Genomic DNA, 17,837 nt, shown 5'->3' with positions numbered 1-17,837 from the left:
GGCTTCGATCGCGGCGTACGCATCATGGCGCCGCACGCCGAACAGAACGAAAGGAGACACCATGAGCGCAGCCGCCCCTTCACACGATTCCCCCGATTCCCAGTCGAACGCATCCGCAGCGAAAGGCCCGGGCCCGCTCGCGGGCGTCAAAGTGCTCGAACTCGGCACGCTGATCGCCGGTCCGTTCGCGGCTCGCTTCCTCGGCGAGTTCGGCGCCGAAGTCATCAAGATCGAAGACCCCAAGGGTGGCGATCCGCTGCGCAAATGGCGCAAGCTCTACCCGGAAGCGGGCGGCACTTCGCTCTGGTGGGCCGTGCAGGCGCGCAACAAGAAGTCCGTCACGGTGAACCTCAAAGCCGAAGAGGGCAAGGAGATCGTGCGGCGGCTCGCGAAGGAAGCCGATATCGTCATCGAGAATTTCCGGCCTGGCCTGCTCGAAAAGCTCGGGCTCGGCTACGACGTGCTCTCGAAGGAGAATCCCGGCCTCGTGATGGTGCGGCTCTCGGGCTACGGCCAGACCGGCCCGTATCGCGACCGTCCGGGCTTCGGCGCGATCGCGGAATCGATGGGCGGCCTGCGCCACATCACCGGCTATCCCGATCTGCCGCCGCCGCGCATCGGCATTTCGATCGGCGACTCGATTGCCGCGCTGCACGGCGTGATCGGCGCGATGATGGCGCTCCATCACCGCAACATGAACGGCGGCAGCGGCCAGATCGTCGATGTCGCGCTCTATGAAGCCGTGTTCAACATGATGGAGAGCGTGGTGCCCGAGTACGGCGTGTACGGCATGGTGCGCGAGCGCACCGGCGCGTCGCTGCCGGGCATCGTGCCGTCGAACACGTACCCGTGCCGGGACGGCAGCATCGTGATCGGCGGCAACAGCGACCCGATCTTCAAGCGCCTGATGACGGCCATCGACCGCGCGGATCTCGCAAACGATCCGCAACTCGCCCACAACGACGGCCGCGTGCCGCGCACGGCGGAGATCGACGGCGCCATCGCGGCGTGGCTCTCCACGCGCACCATCGACGAAGCGCTCGACGTGCTCAACGCCGCCGACGTGCCCGTGGGCCGCATCTACAGCGTGGCCGACATGTTCGCCGATCCGCAGTTCGCGGCGCGCCAGATGATCCAGCAGTTCCGCTGGCAAGCGCCGGGTGAGAAAGAAGGCGAGGGCGTGGACATCGCGCTGCCCGCGGTCACGCCCAAGCTCTCGGTCACGCCTGGCGACACGCGCTGGCTCGGTCCCGCACTGGGCGAACATACCGACGAAGTCCTGCAGACGCTGGGCTATGACGCGGACCGCATTGCACGGTTGCGCGAGCAACAGATCGTCTAGGCCGCATGCCTCATGCAAAACGGCTCGCCGGTGAACATCCGGCGAGCCGTTTTTTTTTGCGTCGTCCTGCGTGACAGGAAACGTTCAGGGCTCGATCACGATCTTGCCCGTCACCTTGCGCGAAGCCATGTCCTTGAGCGCCTGCGCAGTGTCGGCGAGCTTGTAGCGCTTCGAGACGTACGGCTTGAGCTTGCCTTCGCCGATCCAGCCCATCATCTGCGTGAACGCCGCTGCATTGTGCTGCGGCTCGCGACGCGCGAAATCGCCCCAGAACACGCCGACGAGGCTCGCGCCCTTGAGCAGCGCGAGATTGAGCGGCAGCCTCGGGATCTCGCCATTCGCAAAGCCGACCACGAGATAGCGCCCGCGCCAGCCGATGCTGCGGAACGCCGGTTCCGCATACTCGCCGCCCACCGGGTCGTAGATCACGTCCGGGCCTTTGCCGTCGGTGAGCGCCTTGATGCGCTCGCGCAAGTCCTCCGTCCTGTAGTTGATGGTGGCGTCCGCACCGAAGCGGCGGCAGACTTCGAGCTTCTCCTCGCTCGAGGCAGCCGCGATCACGCGCGCGCCGAGCACCTTGCCGATTTCGACCGCCGCGAGACCCACGCCGCCCGCCGCGCCGAGCACGAGCATCGTTTCGCCTGCGCGCAGCGCGGCGCGATCGACCACGGCGTGATGCGACGTGCCATACGCGAGCGTGAAGGCGGCGGCCGTCGCGAAATCGGCGCCCTCTGGCAGCGCCACACACGCCGATGCGTCCGCAAGCGCTTGCTCGGCGAACGCGCCCGTGCCCACATACGCGACCACGCTCGTGCCCGGCGCAAGCTTCACGCCTTCGCCCGCCGCGCGCACGACGCCCGCGAGTTCGGCACCGGGCGTGAAGGGCAGCGGCGGCTTCATCTGATACTTGTTCTCGATGATGAGCACGTCGGGAAAGTTGACGGCCGCGGCCTTCACGTCGATCACGACCTGACCCGGGCCCGGCACGAGGTCGGGCGAGTCTTCGAGCGTGAGCGAGTCGGGTGGTCCGTACTGGTTGCAGCGGATTGCGCGCATCGTGTCTCCTGTCTTTTCCGGTTCGATTGCCTGCAGTTGCGTTGGTCATGCATTCGCTACCGCGGGACAGTGTACGGCAATCCGCCGCAATGCGAACGATCGTGCGATTTATTTCGCGTCGATGACATGTGCCTTTCGAGCCGTGCCACGGATGCGAATGCGCTCCGGACAGGCGCGTGATTTCGATGTGCAGCCCAGTGCCAGACACGCGCCGCCGCATGGGCCGGCCTGTCGTTCGCGTGCCTTCTTTCCTCGGTTACAATCGCTCGATGCGAATACTACTCAGCAACGACGACGGTTATCTCGCCCCCGGCCTTGCGGCGCTTTATGAAGCGCTCAAGCCGCTCGGCGAAGTCACGGTCATGGCGCCCGAGCAGAACTGCAGCGCCGCATCGAACTCGCTTACGCTGTGGCGCCCGCTGTCGGTGTTGCGATCGGCGAGCACCGGCTTCTATTACGTGAACGGCACGCCCACCGACTCGGTGCACATCGCGCTCACGGGCATGCTCGACCAGCAGCCCGACCTCGTGGTCTCCGGCATCAACAACGGCCAGAACATGGGCGAGGACACGCTGTACTCGGGCACGGTTGCCGCGGCGACCGAAGGCATCATGTTCGGCCTGCCGGCCATCGCGTTTTCGCTCGTCGACAAGGACTGGGTGCATCTCGATTCCGCCGCGCGCGTCGCGGCCGAGATCGTTGCGCATTACCTCGCGAACCCGCTGCCGGGTCATCCGCTGCTGAACGTCAATATTCCGAACCTGCCGTACGACGAGCTTGGCGACTGGCGCGTCACACGCCTCGGCAAGCGCCATCCTTCGCAGCCTGTGATCCGCCAGACCAACCCGCGCGGCGAGCCGATCTACTGGATCGGGCCGTCGGGCAGCGCTCGCGACGCGAGCGAGGGCACGGACTTCCACGCGGTAGCGAACGGCCATGTGTCGATCACGCCGCTGCAACTCGATCTCACCCATACGCAGATGCTGTCCGCGACGCACGACTGGGCGCGCAAGGGCGGCAGCGCTTCATGACGGGCGAGCGCACGAAGCGTTTTCCGCTCGGGCTTGCGGATCTCGTACGCGAGCCGCGCCGGCGCGACGCGCGCCCGGGCGATGCACGCACGTCGCTCGTGGGCGCGGGCAACAGCAGTCCGTCTAAAGCGGGCGTCGGCACGCTCGCGAAGCCCGCTGCGAATGCGGCCACGAAGGTGGGCACTTCAGCCGTGGCGAAGTCCGTCGCGAGCACGCCGTTCAAGGCGCCGCCTGCTAAGCCGGTCAATGCGAAGCCGGTGAGCGCGAAGCCGGCGAGTTCGATCAAGCCTGCGCATCCTGCCGGCAACGCAGCCGCGCCGCGCGCCGCCATGCCGGGCGGCGCGAGTGTGCCGCGTGCCGCGATGGCGGTCACCGGCGCGCCCGCCGTTGCGCTCAACGGCGCGCATGCGCTGACTTCGGAACGCGTACGCGAACGCATGGTCGAACGCCTGCGTGCGAACGGCATTGCCGACGCGCGCGTGCTCCAGGCGCTCGCGGCCGTGCCGCGCCACATGTTCATCGACCCGGGTCTCGCGACCCAGGCCTACGAAGATGCGGCGTTGCCGATCGGTCATCACCAGACCATCTCGAAGCCTTCCGTGGTTGCGCGCATGCTCGAGCTCGCGGGCGCGGGCCGTGTGCTGGAGCGCGTGCTCGAAATCGGCACCGGCTGCGGCTATCAGGCAGCGGTGTTGAGCCAGATCGCACGCGACGTGTATTCCATTGAACGCATCAAGCCGTTATACGAGCGGGCGAAGACGAATCTTCGCCCGCTGCGTATCCCGAATATCCGCTTGCACTACGGCGACGGACGGCTCGGTTTGCCGTCGGCGGCGCCGTTCGACGCGATCGTGATCGCTGCTGCGGGCTTCGACGTGCCGCAGGCGCTGCTCGAGCAACTCGCCATCGGCGGGCGGCTCGTGGCGCCGGTCGCGGTGTCCGGCACCCAGAGTGCCGCCGGCGAAGCGACGCAGGTCCTCACGCTCGTCGAGCGTACCGGGCCGGCGCAGTGGCGGGAGTCACGCCTGGATCGCGTTTTCTTTGTCCCCTTAAAATCTGGAGTGATCTGAATCCGATGAGTATGTTGCGCGCGATCAAAAGAAACCGCCTGAATGTCGACCTGCCCGAAGCCACGCTGATCGCAGCCCAGCGCGGCGCCGCGGTCGCCGCGCTCTGTCTTCTGGCCGCCTGCGCCACGCGACTCGATCAGGCACCCGTGGTGGACCGCACCGCGCCGCTCGGCACGGCGGCTGCACAGCCTCCGGTGCCGCTCGGGCCGCCGCCTCCGGGATATTACCGGGTGAAGCCGGGCGACACTGTCTATAGGATTGCGCTCGAAAACGGCCAGAATTATCGCGACATCGCGACGTGGAACAATCTCACCAATCCGAACCAGATTGAGGTGGACCAGTTGTTGCGCGTCGTGCCGCCGGGTGCGAATCCGTCGGCGTACACGCCGGGCGTCGTGACCGCGCCGGTGCCGGGTGTGGGTGCTGCGCCGGGCGCTCCGGCAGCGGGGACGCCGGCGCAGCCGCCGATCTACGGCTCCGGTGCGAACGCAGCGCCGCCGATTGCCGCCGTGCCGCCGCAGCCGGGTGCGAGCGGCGGCGACATGGCCGCGGCGCCGGGCGGCAACATCGCGCTCGCGTGGCCGGTGCGTGGTCCGGTGCTCAACGGCTTCGACGACACGAAGAACAAGGGCATCAATATTGGTGGTGCGCCGGGCGATCCTGTCAAGGCAGCCGGCGATGGACGCGTGGTTTATGCCGGAAATGGGCTGCGCGGTTACGGCAATCTCATTATCATCAAGCATGACGCGACGTTTTTGACCGCGTATGCACACAACCGGACTTTGATGGTAAAAGAAGGGGATGCGGTCACCAAAGGTCAGAAGATCGCCGAAATGGGCAATACCGACTCGGACCGGGTGATGCTGCATTTCGAAGTACGCCGTCAGGGTAAGCCCGTCGACCCACTGAAGTACTTGCCGCCGCAATAAAAGCGAGCCGACCATGCCGAAATCGAAGCGCCGTCTGCAGCAATCCGAGTCTGACAGCCAAGCCGCCCAGGTTTCGGTGGAGGACGGCGCGCAGGCGGGCGACGACGATGCGTCGCCCGACCTCGACGGCGGCCGCGACTACGACGAGCGCGAGGAGCGTGAAGAGCGCGATTCGCAGTCCGAGGAAGGCGGCTCGGGCGAGGGCGCCGAAACCGCCGAGGCCGCGCCCGACGCCGACGATTTCCGCGCCATGCTGCAGGCCGAACTCACGGCCGACACCATCCAGCATTATCTGAACCGGATCAGCGTGAAGCCGCTCCTTACGGTCGAGGAGGAGCAGCGCTATTCGCGGCTCGCCAAGGCCGGCGAGTTCGAAGCGCGTCAGGTCATGATCGAGCGCAATCTGCGCCTCGTCGTCAGCATTGCCAAGGGTTACCTCAATCGCGGTGTGCCGCTGCTCGACCTGATCGAGGAGGGCAACCTCGGCCTCATGCATGCAATCGAGAAGTTCGATCCCACGCGCGGTTTCCGCTTCTCGACGTATGCGACCTGGTGGATCCGCCAGAGCATCGAGCGCGCGATCATGAACCAGGCGCGCACCGTGCGTTTGCCGGTGCACGTGATCCGTGAGCTCAACCAGGTGCTGCGCGCGAAGCGACATCTGGAGAAGAACTCGCTCAACGCCGATTCGGCCTCCGAGCGGCGCGACGCGAGCATCGACGACATCGCGTATCTCACCGGCAAGACCACCGAGGAAGTCACCGACATTCTCGCGCTCAACGAACACACGGCCTCGCTCGACGCGCCGCTCGACCTCGACCCGGCCAGCAGCCTGCTCGACCTGCTCTCGGACGACCAGAGCCAGTCGCCCGACGCCGAAGTGCAGCATCGCGAGCTGGAAACGCTTACACGCGCGTGGCTCGGCCGGTTATCCGATAAGCATCGCCACGTCATCGAACGGCGCTTCGGGCTGAACCATATCGAGCCCGCCACGCTCGAAGAGCTGGCCGACGAAATGGGCCTCACCCGCGAGCGCGTGCGGCAGATCCAGCAGGAAGCGCTGGTGCGCCTCAAACGCTTTTTCGCTTCGAACGGCGTGCGCAAGGACGCCGTTCTCTAAACCCTCGCAGTCGATCTGAATGACAGTTCCTGTACTCGTATTCGACATCGAGACGATTCCCGATGTCGACGGCATTCGCCGTCTCGACGATCTGCCCGTCACGCTCACCGACACCGAAGTCGCCGAGCACGCCTTCGCCGCGCGCCGCGAGAAGACCGGCAGCGATTTCCTGCCGCATCACCTGCAGCGCGTCGCCGCGATCTCGTGCGTGTTTCGCGATGGCCAGGGCTTTCGCGTGCGCTCGCTCGGCACGCCCGAAGACGGCGAAGCGCGCCTGATCGATTCGTTCTACCGCACGATCGAGAAGTACTCGCCGCAGCTCGTGTCGTGGAACGGCGGCGGCTTCGACTTGCCGGTGCTGCACTATCGGGCGCTGGTGCACGGCATTCGCGCGGTGCGCTACTGGGAAACGGGTGAAGAGGACCGCGAGTTCAAGTGGAACAACTACCTTAGCCGCTACCACACGCGTCACACCGACCTGATGGACGTTCTCGCGATGTACCAGCCGCGCGCGAACGCGCCGCTCGACGCGCTCGCGAAACTCTGCGGTTTTCCGGGCAAGCTCGGCATGGATGGCGGCCAGGTGTGGACCGCGTTTCAGGAAGGCCGCATCGAGGAGATCCGCAATTACTGCGAAACCGACGTGGTCAACACGTATCTGCTCTATTGCCGGTTTCAGATGATGCGCGGCGGTTTCACAGAGCGCGAATATGCGGATGAGATCGAGTTCGTGAAGCAGTCGCTCGCCGCGGAAACCGCACCGCATTGGGGCGAGTATCTCAAGGCGTTCGCGAGCTAGGCACGGCGCCGTCTCTCAGCCGAGTTCGAGCACGATCGGCTGATGATCGGAAGCCTGGGTCGCGCCGTCTATCTCGCAGCTTCGCAAACGTGGGCGCAAATCCTCCGTGACGAAGACGAAGTCGCACGCGAGCGGGCCGTCCGACCATTGCTGCGTGTCGTAGACGCCGGCCGTCGGCGGCGGCGTCGCGCCCGCATGCAGCGCGGTCCACGCGTCGATGAAGGCGGGGCTGCCCGCGAGCGGTTCGAGCATGCGTGTGTACGCCTCGCTGCCCCACGCGCTGTTGAAATCGCCGCAGACGATCGCGGATAGCGGGCGCGCGGTGCGGGCGAACGGGCCGACATCGTTTTCGGCGGGCGCGGGATGCGCCGCGTGATCGGCGGCTTCCTGCTGCAGGCGCCGCAACTCGTCCACTTGCGCGAGCCGCTGGCGCAGCGAATAGAACTCCAGATGCGTGACCAGCACGCGCAGCGCGCCGCCCGGCGCGTCGAGCACGGCTTCGAGCGCCACGCGTTGCATCGAGGGTGCGGTGGAGTCGGCGGGCCACGGCAGGGCGTGGCGAAAAACCTGCGCGACGGGCAGGCGCGTGACGATCGCGTTGCCGAACTGGCGGCGTGCCCACTGCGTCGTGCCTGGATTGGAGGCTTGCGCGTCACGCAGCGCAGGCAAGTCGGCGCCGATCGCTTCGATGACCGTATAACCGGGCAACAGCGAGCGCAGTTCGGCGAACTGATCGTCGCCGGGGCCGCCCGGCAGCGCCCGGAAGCCGCGCGTGATCTCCTGCAGGCATAGCACGTCGAAGTCGGCGAGGCGCTGGGCCTCGCGCACCGTGCGCGCGAGATCGACGACGCCAGAAGCGTCGCGGCCCCACTGCACATTCCAGCTCACCAGTTTCATCGGCACGCTCCTCGCATGGCGCGGCGGCGATTCCCGCACGCACGTTCAACCCTAGCCTGGTTTCTCGTGGCGCGTTGTATGACGAATGCGCAGGCGGCGGCGCATACGGGGCGCAGCGCGCACGATCGCAGCGGTTCGAAAACGGCAGCGACGGAGCGCGGGCGCCGACTTCGACTACAATCTCGCCTTCGCCCACAATTCACTCATCGTCAGTCAGGAATCCGCTGGTGTCTCAAGCTGCCCCCGACCCTCAAGCCGAGCCTGCCCAGGCCGAGCCCATGCCGTCCACGCCCCCGAAAAAGCGCAGCAAGCGCGAGCGCCGCGCCGAAAAGCGCGCCGCCATCGAAGCTTCGGTCGCTCATGCCCCCATTCTCGAGATCGAGTCGCTCGACATGGAGGCCCGCGGCGTTGGCCGCACCGTGACCGAGACGGGCGAGCCCGGCAAGGTGATCTTCGTCGAGGGCGCGTTGCCGGGCGAGCGCGTGACTTACCTCAGCTACCGCAAGAAGCCCACCTTCGAACAGGCGCAGGTGGTCGACGTGCTGCGCGAGAGCGCGATCCGCACGAAGCCGCAATGCGCGTTCTTCGGCACCTGCGGTGGCTGCTCGATGCAGCATCTCGACGTGCGCGCGCAGATCGCCGTCAAGCAGCGTGTGCTCGAGGACAACCTCATGCACCTCTCGAAGGTGCGCTCGGAGACGATGTTCCGGCCGATTCACGGGCCGTCGTGGGGCTACCGCTATCGTGCGCGCCTCACCGTGCGCAACGTGCCGAAGAAGGGCGGCGTGCTGGTCGGCTTCCACGAGAAGAAGAGCAGCTACGTGGCCGACATGACGAGCTGCGAAGTACTGCCGCCGAACGTCTCGGCGATGCTCGTGCCGCTGCGCCATCTGGTGGCCGCGCTGTCGATTCGCGATCGCATGCCGCAGATCGAGCTCGCCGTGGGTTCGAGCGTGACGGCGCTCGTGCTGCGCATTCTCGAGCCGCTCACGGCCGCCGACGAAGACCTGCTGCGCGCGTTCGCGGACGAGCACAACGTCCAGTTCTGGCTGCAGCCGAAGGGCCCGGATACGGTGTTCCCGTTCTATCCGCTCGACAAGGAACTGGACTACACGCTGCCCGAATACGGCATTCGCATGCCGTTCAAGCCGACGGACTTCACCCAGGTCAATCACCAGATCAACCGCGTGCTGGTGGGCCGCGCGCTGCGCCTGCTCGCACCGGAGGCTGGCGACCGCGTGCTCGATCTGTTCTGCGGCATCGGCAACTTCACGCTGCCGCTCGCGCGTCTCGCGCGCGAAGTGGTGGGGATCGAGGGCAGCGATACGCTGACGGCGCGCGCACTGGAAAATGCGCGCGCCAATGGCGTGGACGGCCACACGTCGTTCGCGTGCCGCAATCTGTTCGAAGTCACCGCCGACGACATCCGCGCGCTCGGCCAGTTCGACAAATTCCTCGTCGACCCGCCGCGCGAGGGCGCGTTCGCCGTTTCCCAGGCGCTCGCGGAAATCGCGCAGAGCGGCAATGGGCCGCTGCCCAAACGCATCGTCTACGTGTCGTGCAGTCCCGGGACGCTGGCGCGCGATGCGGGCGTGCTCGTCAACGAGGCCGGCTACCGGCTCAAGGGCGCGGGCGTGGTCAACATGTTCCCGCACACGTCACACGTGGAATCGATCGCGCTGTTCGAGCGCGATTGAGCAAGCCCGCGGCAGCGCGGGCGCCACGCCTGCGCTACCGCTGAAGCCAAAAAAAACGCCACGGGAAACCGTGGCGTTTTGCTTTGCGGCGTGCCTCAGGCTAGAGGCGCGGCGATCACCAGATCTGCCACCAGGACTTGTTTTCCTTGCCGGGGCGCGCGTGACCGGTGATGTACGGGCTGTCCGGGAAGGTGCCGGCGAGCACGCGGCGCGTGTCTTCGGCAAGCTGCGGCTGATCGAGCTTCTGGTACGACAGGATCATGATATGCAGCGCGTCTTCGATTGCCGGCGCGCTCTTGTAGTCCTGAATCGCGAGCTGCGCGCGGTTGATGGCCGCCACATAGGCGCCGCGGCGATAGTAGTAGTCGGCCGCGTGCACTTCGTGCGAAGCGAGCGCGTTCACGATGTAGCGCATACGCTGGGCGGCGTCCGGAGCGTACTTGCTCTGCGGATACTTGTCGACCACGACCTTGAACGCGTCATACGACTCGCGCAGCGACTTCGGGTCGCGCTCGCTCATGTCCTGGCCCGAGAAGCGGCCGAACAGACCCAGGTCGTCGTTGAAATGGATCATGCCCTTGAGGTAGTACGCGTAGGCAACGTCCGGGTGATCCGGGTGCAGCTGGATGAAGCGGTTGATCGCCTGGTCGGCGGCGTCGTTCTCGTTGTCCTTCCAGTTGCAGTAGGCCACGTTGATCTGCGCCTGCTGGGCGAAGTGGCCGAACGGGTCGCGGCCCTGGAGTGCTTCGAAATATTTCGCGCACTTGCCCCAGTCGCCGCCGGAGAGCGCGTCCTGGGCCTCCGTATATAATTTGTTGTTGTTCCACGCTGCCGTCTCGTCGGTCTTTTCCGGCAGGCCGTGGCAGGCCGCGACCACGGCGAGCGCCGCGCCGCAAGCAGCAAGTCGAATGATGTTGCCAATCTTGCCGAGCGTGTTGGCTCGCGTCGCGCGCATTGCGTTTCGGGCCACCGCGTGTTGGGCCAGTTTCGTAATCGTGTTCAAGGCTCGCATTTATCCAGTCCAGCTTCAGGTCCACAGGTGACCCAGACTCAATGACCCGTACAGTTATTCCGGGGGCCGGCGCTCCCGGCGCCCAAAACAGCATCAGAGATTATAGCCTGGGCGATGCGCCCGATGACGCAGCCGCCAGTGAGGGGCTCGACGACGAACTCGCAGGCGAGGACGCCGGCGGCGCCCCGCGTGCGCGCGGCGACGAAGCCCCGCGCTCGGTTCAGGTGCCAGATGAGCTCGCGGGCGAGCGCCTCGACAAGGTGCTCGCCAAAGTATTTCCGGAATTTTCACGCAGCCGTTTGCAGGGCTGGATCGAGGAGCAGCGCGTGCGCGTGGACGGCAAGCCGGCCAAGGTGCGCCAGCCGGTGCCGCTCGGCGCGACCATCGAGCTCGTGCCGGACCTCCTGCCCGAGCAGCTCGCCTTCACGCCCGAGCCGGTGCCGCTCGACATCGTCTACGAGGACGACGCCATCGTCGTCATCAACAAGCCCGCCGGGCTCGTCGTGCATCCGGCCGCGGGCAACTGGAGCGGCACGCTCCTCAACGGCCTCCTGCATCGCTATGGCGAAGCGGCGGCGGGTCTGCCGCGCGCGGGGATCGTCCATCGGCTCGACAAGGACACGTCCGGACTGATGGTCGTCGCGCGCACGCTCCAGGCGCAGACCGACCTCGTGCGCCAGTTGCAGGCGCGCACGGTCAAGCGCCGCTATCTCGCGCTCGTCTGGGGCAACATGGCCGACGAAGGCACCATCGACGCACCCATCGGCCGCGACCCGCGCGAGCGCACGCGCATGGCGGTGGTGAAGGGCGCGTCGGGCAAGCCCGCGCGCACGCACTTCCGGCGCATCGACAAGACGCTCTGGCACAACCAGCCCGTGAGCGCCATTCATTGCGACCTGGAAACGGGGCGCACTCACCAGATTCGTGTGCACTGCGCGCACATCGGCCATCCGCTGCTCGGCGATCCGGTGTACGGCCACGCGCGCGGCAAGCGCTCGGTTGCGGCGCTGCCCGATGGCTTCGCGCGCCAGGCGCTCCACGCATGGCGTCTCGGCCTCGTTCATCCGGTCACGGGCCGCACGATGCAATGGCGCGCCGACGTGCCCGACGACCTGGACGCGCTGATCGAGGCACTCGGCTTCGGCGGCGAGGAAGGCGAGGACGACGCCGGCTTCGATGAAGACATGTTCGACAGTGCCTACACCGACGAAGGCTACGTGATCGGCAGCGACGAGGAAGATTACGAAGACGACGAAGACGACGAGCAAGACGAGGACAAGCCCGCATGACGACCTGCCCGGAACTGACATCCGACGATTTGCTGCATCCCGACTGGCAGGTTGCGCCGCGCGTGCGCGCGCTGGTGACGACGCGCGACGGCGGCGTGAGCGCCCCGCCATTTGGGCGCTGGCAGGCGGCGCAGGGCGGTGAGGGCGTGGATCTGCCCGGCGGCCTGAATCTCGGCCGCGGCTCCGGCGACGATCTCGCACACGTCGAGGCGAACCGCGAGCGGCTCTTCGCGCATGCGGGCGTGCCGGCCGCGTGGCTCAAGCAGATCCACGGTCCGGTCGTGGTCGACGCCGCGCAGGCGCTTGCCGCTGCGCGCGCGGGCGCCCCGCTCGAAGCCGATGCAAGCGTGACCGCCGAGCCCGGCATCGCCTGCACGGTGATGGTGGCCGACTGCATGCCGGTCTTGTTGTGCGACGGCGAGGGCCGCGCCGTCGGCGCCGCGCATGCGGGCTGGCGCGGACTGGCCGCGGGCGTCATCGAGCGCACGGCCGAGCGCGTCGCTGCGCTCGCGGGCTGTGCGACGGCCGACCTGCATGCGTACCTCGGCCCCGCGATCGGGCCCACGGCGTTCGAGGTCGGCGCCGATGTGCGCGACGCGTTCATGACCCATGTGGAGCAGGTCGACGCGGCACGACGCGACGCCCACCGCGCCGCCACCGCGGCGGCCTTCGTGGCGCGCCCCGAGGCGAGCGGCAAATACCTCGCCGATCTTCCCGCACTGGCGCGGCTGCGGCTCGAAACGCTCGGCGTGCGCCACGTGAGCGGCGGCGACCTGTGCACGGTGACGCTGCGCGAGCGCTTCTACTCGTACCGGCGCGATCGCGTCACCGGCCGCATGGCCGCGCTGATCTGGCTCAATCCCTGAAGTCGCCGCGACGTGCCGCCGCCGTGATGCAGCGCGGCGGCGCGTGGCGAGCCAGACGCTTTTATGTTGCGCTGCAGCTATTCCCGCAACGCACTGTGCGCCACTCACGGCGCATTGGCTCCCCGATTGCCGCATTGCACTGCAAGCGCTTGCCGCGACGGCGGATTTTTGTGCGCCAGACCGCACAGCAATGTGTCGCGGCAGTTAAACAATTGATTACATCGGGAAAACGATAATTAAAAAAATATCGCAGCGCGGCAAAATCGGGCACAAGCATTGACACGCTTTGCTATGGGGAGCAAGAATGTCCTTCACCCACGGGACAGGTCGTGACGAGCGCCGCAATGGCGCCCGTATGCGTACCACCTGCCTCTCAACCAGTCCTTCGGGACACATCGGTCAAAAGCAGGCATGACGGCATCTCAACGTTCCAAGACTGCCCCGGGCACGGGCGCTTCAACTGATGGTGCAACGCGCGGCAATCCGCCGTTTGCTCCCGACGCAGCCGGCATGCAGCAGTATCTCGACGCGTGGACGAACGCCTGGCAGAGCGCCCTGAATGCTGCGCAGCAAACGGGCGGCGCGGCGCAGCAAGCGCCCTTCGCGGGACTCGCGGCCAACTGGTGGCCGTCGGCAGGCAACGGTGCGCCGGGTAATCCCTTCGGCGCGGGCAATCCCTTTGCCTCAGGCAATCCTTTCGCTGCGTCCAATCCCTTTGCAGCCGGCAATCCCTTCGCCGCGGGTAATCCCTTCGCCGCGGGTAATCCCTTTGCCGCGGGCAATCCTTTCGCTGCCGGCAGTCCTTTCGGTGCAGCCAATCCGTTCGGTGGCGCAAACCCGTTCGAAGGCTTCAAGCTGCCCACGGCGTCGATCGAACCCACGCGGCTGCAGCATCTGCAGGCGGAATACTCGCGCGACGCGCTCGACCTGCTGCGTCAGGCCACCGACACCACGCCCAAGGCGCCCGAACTCAAGGACCGGCGCTTCAGCTCCGACGCCTGGAAGGCCACGCCCGCATACGCGTTCACGGCGGCCTGGTATCTGCTCAACGCGCGCTACCTGCACGAACTCGTCGACGCGATCGATACCGACGCGAAAACGCGCGAGCGCATTCGTTTCGCCGTGCAGCAGTGGACCGCGGCGGCTTCGCCCAGCAACTTCCTTGCGCTCAATCCCGACGCGCAGAGCGCCTTGCTCGAAACCCACGGCGAGAGCCTGCGTCAGGGCGTGATGAACATGCTCGGCGACATGTCGCGCGGCAAGATCTCGCAAACCGACGAATCGCGCTTCGTGGTGGGTCACAATCTCGCGACGACTGAAGGTTCGGTCGTGTTCGAGAACGCGCTGTTCCAGCTGATCCAGTACAAGCCGCGCACGGCCACCGTGCGCGAGCGGCCGCTTCTGATCGTGCCGCCGTGCATCAACAAGTACTACATCCTCGACCTGCAGCCCGAGAACTCGCTCGTCGCTTATGCGCTGGAGCAGGGGCAGCAGGTGTTCCTCGTCTCGTGGCACAACGGCGACGCGTCGATCGCGGACCGCTCCTGGGACGACTACATCGAAGAGGGCGTGCTCACGGCCATCGAGACGACGCGCAGCATCAGCGAGCGCGAGCAGATCAACACGCTCGGTTTTTGCGTGGGCGGCACGCTGCTCGCCACGGCGCTGTCCGTCGCGGCGGCGCGCGGCGAACATCCCGCCGCATCGATGACGCTGCTCACCGCGATGCTCGACTTCGGCGACACGGGCGTGCTCGACGTGTTCGTCGACGAAGCCCACGTGCAGATGCGCGAGCAGACCATCGGCGGCAAGAACGGCGGCACGCCGGGGCTCATGCGCGGCGTCGAGTTCGCGAACACGTTCTCGTTCCTGCGGCCCAACGATCTGGTCTGGAACTACGTCGTCGACAATTATCTGAAGGGCCGTACGCCCGCGCCGTTCGACCTGCTGTTCTGGAACAGCGACTCGACGAGCCTGCCGGGGCCGATGTACGCGTGGTACCTGCGCAATACGTACCTCGAAAACAAGCTGCGTGAGCCGGGCGCGCTCACGGTGTGCGGCGAGGAAGTGGATCTGTCGCGCATCGACGTGCCGACCTTCATCTACGGCTCGCGCGAGGATCACATCGTGCCCTGGCGCACTGCGTATGCGTCGGTGCCGTTGCTGTCCGGGCCGTTGAAATTCGTGCTCGGCGCGTCGGGCCATATCGCCGGCGTGATCAACCCGGCATCGAAGAACAAGCGCAGCTTCTGGAGCATCGAGGCCGACGCGAAGCATCTGCCGGAAGCGGCCGACGACTGGTTCGCTGCTGCCGAGGAAAAACCCGGCAGCTGGTGGCCGACCTGGGCCGAATGGCTCGAGCAGTACGGCGGCAAGAAGGTGAAGCCGCGTGCGCAAGCCGGCTCGGCGGAATTCCCCGAGATCGAGCCGGCGCCGGGGCGTTATGTGCAGCAGCGCGATTGAGGCAATTCAAACGCTTGCTGCGGAGTTCGGATTAACCACTTGACGGGCGGGGCGCATGGCGCGCCATCGAGCTGCCCGGAGGATCTGGAAATGACTGACATTGTGATCGTTTCGGCCGCACGTACGGCAGTAGGCAAATTCGGCGGCTCGCTCGCGAAGGTGGCGGCGCCCGACCTGGGCGCGATCGTCATCAAGGCCGCGCTCGAGCGCGCGGGTGTGAAGCCCGAGCAGGTGAGCGACGTGATCATGGGTCAGGTGCTGACCGCCGGTTCGGGCCAGAACGTGGCGCGCCAGGCGTCGATCAAGGCGGGCCTGCCCGCAGCCGTTCCCGCCATGACGATCAACAAGGTGTGCGGCTCGGGCCTGAAGGCGGTGATGCTGGCCGCGAACGCGATCATCGCGGGCGATTCGGACATCGTCGTGGCCGGCGGCCAGGAGAACATGAGCGCCGCGCCGCACGTGCTGCCGGGCTCGCGTGACGGCTTCCGCATGGGCGATGCGAAGCTCATCGACAGCATGATCGTCGACGGCCTGTGGGACGTGTACAACCAGTACCACATGGGCGTGACGGCGGAAAACGTCGCGAAGGAATACGGCATCACGCGCGAGGAGCAGGACGCGTTTGCGGCCCTGTCGCAGAACAAGGCGGAAGCCGCGCAGAAGGCCGGCCGCTTCGACGCGGAAATCGTGCCGGTGGCGATTCCCCAGCGCAAGGGCGAGCCGCTGCAGTTCGCGACCGACGAGTTCGTGCGCCACGGCGTGACGGCGGAGTCGCTCGCGGGCCTGAAGCCGGCGTTCAACAAGGAAGGCACGGTGACGGCGGCGAACGCGTCGGGCATCAACGACGGCGCAGCGGCGGTCGTGGTGATGTCGGCGAAGAAGGCCGAGGCACTGGGCCTCACGCCGCTCGCACGCATCAAGGCGTACGCCAGCGGCGGCGTCGATCCGAAGGTGATGGGCATGGGCCCGGTGCCGGCGTCGAAGCGGGCGCTGGAGCGCGCGGGCTGGTCGGTGAACGACCTCGATCTCATGGAGATCAACGAGGCGTTCGCGGCGCAGGCGCTGGCCGTGAACAAGCAGATGGGCTGGGACACGTCGAAGATCAACGTGAACGGCGGGGCGATTGCGATCGGTCACCCGATCGGCGCGTCGGGCTGCCGGATTCTCGTGACGCTGCTGCACGAAATGCAGCGCCGCGATGCCAAGCGCGGCCTGGCCTCGCTGTGCATCGGCGGCGGCATGGGCGTGGCGCTCGCGCTCGAGCGCGCTTGATGTTGACTGCCGGGGTGGGCCGCTAGCGGTCCGTCCCGGCGCTTGTGACCAGCGGGGCGACCAAAAACCGCGAGCGGCGCAGGCGAAGGCAGGGGAAGGAGCGAGGCCGGTGCCGTCGAACGGCGCAGCCGGAAAACGATAATGGAGTGTGGTTTATGTCAGAGCGTATTGCGTATGTAACGGGCGGGATGGGCGGCATCGGCACGGGCATTTGCCAGCGCCTCGCCAAGCAAGGTTTCACGGTGGTCGCCGGCTGCGGCCCGCATTCGCCGCGCCGCGTGAAGTGGCTGGAAGATCAGAAGGCGCTCGGTTTCGACTTCGTGGCCTCGGAAGGCAACGTGGGCGACTGGGATTCGACGCGCCAGGCGTTCGACAAAGTCAAGGCCGAGGTCGGTGAAATCGATGTGCTCGTGAACAACGCCGGCATTACGCGCGACGTGGTCTTCCGCAAGATGACGCGCGAAGACTGGACGGCCGTGATCGACACCAATCTCACGAGCCTCTTCAACGTCACGAAGCAGGTGATCGACGGCATGGTCGAGCGCGGCTGGGGCCGCATCATCAATATCTCGTCAGTGAACGGCCAGAAGGGCCAGTTCGGGCAGACCAACTACTCCACGGCCAAGGCCGGCATTCACGGCTTCACGATGGCGCTGGCCCAGGAAGTGGCGACCAAGGGCGTGACGGTCAACACCGTTTCGCCGGGCTATATCGGTACGGACATGGTGAAGTCGATCCGTCCCGACGTGCTGGAAAAGATCGTCGCGACGATTCCCGTGCGCCGTCTCGGCGCGCCCGAGGAAATCGCGTCGATCGTGGCGTGGCTCGCGTCCGACGAGTCAGGCTTTGCAACCGGTGCTGACTTCTCGCTGAATGGCGGGTTGCACATGGGCTGATCCCGAGCGCAGCGCGCCTGCAGGGGACGCGCGAAGCCGGGATCGAGGACGGCAGCGGGCCTGTTTGCTCACCGGGGCAGGCCGTTTCCGGGCTAGAC

At 66.6% G+C, this 17,837-nt stretch carries 15 protein-coding genes; 12 read left to right on the top strand and 3 right to left on the bottom strand.

Annotation, left to right across the window (positions count from 1 at the left end; all coding sequences use genetic code 11):
- Positions 1–61 precede the first annotated feature (61 nt).
- On the top strand, positions 62–1,342 hold the full coding sequence (locus AB4Y35_RS14005; RefSeq protein ID WP_368704810.1) for a CaiB/BaiF CoA transferase family protein: 1,281 nt from the start codon (positions 62–64) through the stop codon (positions 1,340–1,342).
- An 84-nt stretch (positions 1,343–1,426) separates the two neighbouring features.
- Here the strand turns inward: AB4Y35_RS14005 and AB4Y35_RS14000 are convergent, their stop codons facing one another.
- On the bottom strand, positions 1,427–2,398 hold the full coding sequence (locus tag AB4Y35_RS14000) for an NADPH:quinone oxidoreductase family protein (protein ID WP_368704809.1): 972 nt from the start codon (positions 2,396–2,398) through the stop codon (positions 1,427–1,429).
- A gap of 269 nt (positions 2,399–2,667) precedes the next feature.
- On the opposite strand from AB4Y35_RS14000, the gene surE reads away from it, so the two are divergent.
- From surE to AB4Y35_RS13975, 5 genes are read left to right on the top strand one after another with little or no spacing between them, the layout of a single operon-like run.
- Positions 2,668–3,429 carry a 5'/3'-nucleotidase SurE gene (gene surE, locus AB4Y35_RS13995; protein WP_028204942.1) on the top strand — a complete coding sequence of 254 codons (762 nt, stop codon included), beginning with the start codon at positions 2,668–2,670 and terminating at the stop codon, positions 3,427–3,429.
- Entirely contained in the window at positions 3,426–4,499 is a 1,074-nt protein-coding gene (locus tag AB4Y35_RS13990) for a protein-L-isoaspartate(D-aspartate) O-methyltransferase (protein ID WP_368704808.1), read from the top strand. The genes surE and AB4Y35_RS13990 overlap by 4 nt, the downstream gene beginning before the upstream one ends.
- Before the next feature lie 5 nt (positions 4,500–4,504).
- Positions 4,505–5,428: a peptidoglycan DD-metalloendopeptidase family protein gene (locus tag AB4Y35_RS13985; protein WP_368705405.1), complete on the top strand. Its 924-nt coding sequence runs from the start codon at positions 4,505–4,507 to the stop codon at positions 5,426–5,428.
- A gap of 13 nt (positions 5,429–5,441) precedes the next feature.
- Positions 5,442–6,548, top strand: coding sequence for an RNA polymerase sigma factor RpoS (gene rpoS, locus AB4Y35_RS13980; RefSeq protein ID WP_368704807.1), 1,107 nt, complete (start codon positions 5,442–5,444; stop codon positions 6,546–6,548).
- Between the two features lie 19 nt (positions 6,549–6,567).
- Entirely contained in the window at positions 6,568–7,347 is a 780-nt protein-coding gene (locus AB4Y35_RS13975) for a 3'-5' exonuclease (protein ID WP_368704806.1), read from the top strand.
- A 15-nt stretch (positions 7,348–7,362) separates the two neighbouring features.
- On the opposite strand, the gene AB4Y35_RS13970 is transcribed toward AB4Y35_RS13975, so the two are convergent.
- Entirely contained in the window at positions 7,363–8,244 is an 882-nt protein-coding gene (locus AB4Y35_RS13970; protein WP_368704805.1) for an endonuclease/exonuclease/phosphatase family protein, read from the bottom strand.
- Between the two features lie 278 nt (positions 8,245–8,522).
- Between AB4Y35_RS13970 and rlmD the strand changes: the two genes are divergently transcribed.
- Positions 8,523–9,941, top strand: a complete 1,419-nt coding sequence (gene rlmD / locus AB4Y35_RS13965) for a 23S rRNA (uracil(1939)-C(5))-methyltransferase RlmD (RefSeq protein ID WP_368705404.1) — start codon at positions 8,523–8,525, stop codon at positions 9,939–9,941.
- Between the two features lie 115 nt (positions 9,942–10,056).
- Here the strand turns inward: rlmD and AB4Y35_RS13960 are convergent, their stop codons facing one another.
- Positions 10,057–10,953 carry an outer membrane protein assembly factor BamD gene (locus AB4Y35_RS13960; protein WP_368704804.1) on the bottom strand — a complete coding sequence of 299 codons (897 nt, stop codon included), beginning with the start codon at positions 10,951–10,953 and terminating at the stop codon, positions 10,057–10,059.
- 41 nt (positions 10,954–10,994) lie between these two features.
- On the opposite strand from AB4Y35_RS13960, the gene AB4Y35_RS13955 reads away from it, so the two are divergent.
- The 5 genes from AB4Y35_RS13955 to AB4Y35_RS13935 all read left to right on the top strand — a co-directional run bounded on the left by AB4Y35_RS13955 (position 10,995) and on the right by AB4Y35_RS13935 (position 17,739).
- Positions 10,995–12,242, top strand: coding sequence for an RluA family pseudouridine synthase (locus AB4Y35_RS13955; RefSeq protein WP_368704803.1), 1,248 nt, complete (start codon positions 10,995–10,997; stop codon positions 12,240–12,242).
- On the top strand, positions 12,239–13,108 hold the full coding sequence (gene pgeF, locus AB4Y35_RS13950; protein ID WP_368704802.1) for a peptidoglycan editing factor PgeF: 870 nt from the start codon (positions 12,239–12,241) through the stop codon (positions 13,106–13,108). Before AB4Y35_RS13955 ends, pgeF begins: the two co-directional genes overlap by 4 nt.
- Before the next feature lie 510 nt (positions 13,109–13,618).
- Positions 13,619–15,571: a class I poly(R)-hydroxyalkanoic acid synthase gene (gene phaC / locus AB4Y35_RS13945; protein ID WP_368704801.1), complete on the top strand. Its 1,953-nt coding sequence runs from the start codon at positions 13,619–13,621 to the stop codon at positions 15,569–15,571.
- Between the two features lie 90 nt (positions 15,572–15,661).
- Positions 15,662–16,843: an acetyl-CoA C-acetyltransferase gene (locus tag AB4Y35_RS13940; RefSeq protein WP_342925516.1), complete on the top strand. Its 1,182-nt coding sequence runs from the start codon at positions 15,662–15,664 to the stop codon at positions 16,841–16,843.
- A gap of 155 nt (positions 16,844–16,998) precedes the next feature.
- Entirely contained in the window at positions 16,999–17,739 is a 741-nt protein-coding gene (locus AB4Y35_RS13935) for a 3-ketoacyl-ACP reductase (protein ID WP_028206947.1), read from the top strand.
- Positions 17,740–17,837 lie beyond the last annotated feature (98 nt).

Source organism: Paraburkholderia sp. EG286A (genome assembly GCF_040965375.1).
Taxonomy (GTDB): Bacteria; Pseudomonadota; Gammaproteobacteria; order Burkholderiales; family Burkholderiaceae; genus Paraburkholderia.
The sequence above is the reverse complement of the archived record's forward strand: the minus strand, read 5'-3'. Positions and strand labels throughout refer to the sequence as shown.

Coding starts and splice junctions, on each gene's coding strand:
- AB4Y35_RS14000 (WP_368704809.1), bottom strand. CDS start 2,398: ATGCGCGCAATCCGCTGCAACCAGTACGGACCACCCGACTCGCTCACG.
- AB4Y35_RS13975 (WP_368704806.1), top strand. CDS start 6,568: ATGACAGTTCCTGTACTCGTATTCGACATCGAGACGATTCCCGATGTC.
- rpoS (WP_368704807.1), top strand. CDS start 5,442: ATGCCGAAATCGAAGCGCCGTCTGCAGCAATCCGAGTCTGACAGCCAA.
- phaC (WP_368704801.1), top strand. CDS start 13,619: ATGCAGCAGTATCTCGACGCGTGGACGAACGCCTGGCAGAGCGCCCTG.
- AB4Y35_RS13955 (WP_368704803.1), top strand. CDS start 10,995: ATGACCCGTACAGTTATTCCGGGGGCCGGCGCTCCCGGCGCCCAAAAC.
- AB4Y35_RS13990 (WP_368704808.1), top strand. CDS start 3,426: ATGACGGGCGAGCGCACGAAGCGTTTTCCGCTCGGGCTTGCGGATCTC.
- rlmD (WP_368705404.1), top strand. CDS start 8,523: ATGCCGTCCACGCCCCCGAAAAAGCGCAGCAAGCGCGAGCGCCGCGCC.
- AB4Y35_RS14005 (WP_368704810.1), top strand. CDS start 62: ATGAGCGCAGCCGCCCCTTCACACGATTCCCCCGATTCCCAGTCGAAC.
- AB4Y35_RS13935 (WP_028206947.1), top strand. CDS start 16,999: ATGTCAGAGCGTATTGCGTATGTAACGGGCGGGATGGGCGGCATCGGC.
- AB4Y35_RS13940 (WP_342925516.1), top strand. CDS start 15,662: ATGACTGACATTGTGATCGTTTCGGCCGCACGTACGGCAGTAGGCAAA.
- AB4Y35_RS13960 (WP_368704804.1), bottom strand. CDS start 10,953: ATGCGAGCCTTGAACACGATTACGAAACTGGCCCAACACGCGGTGGCC.
- AB4Y35_RS13985 (WP_368705405.1), top strand. CDS start 4,505: ATGAGTATGTTGCGCGCGATCAAAAGAAACCGCCTGAATGTCGACCTG.
- surE (WP_028204942.1), top strand. CDS start 2,668: ATGCGAATACTACTCAGCAACGACGACGGTTATCTCGCCCCCGGCCTT.
- pgeF (WP_368704802.1), top strand. CDS start 12,239: ATGACGACCTGCCCGGAACTGACATCCGACGATTTGCTGCATCCCGAC.
- AB4Y35_RS13970 (WP_368704805.1), bottom strand. CDS start 8,244: ATGAAACTGGTGAGCTGGAATGTGCAGTGGGGCCGCGACGCTTCTGGC.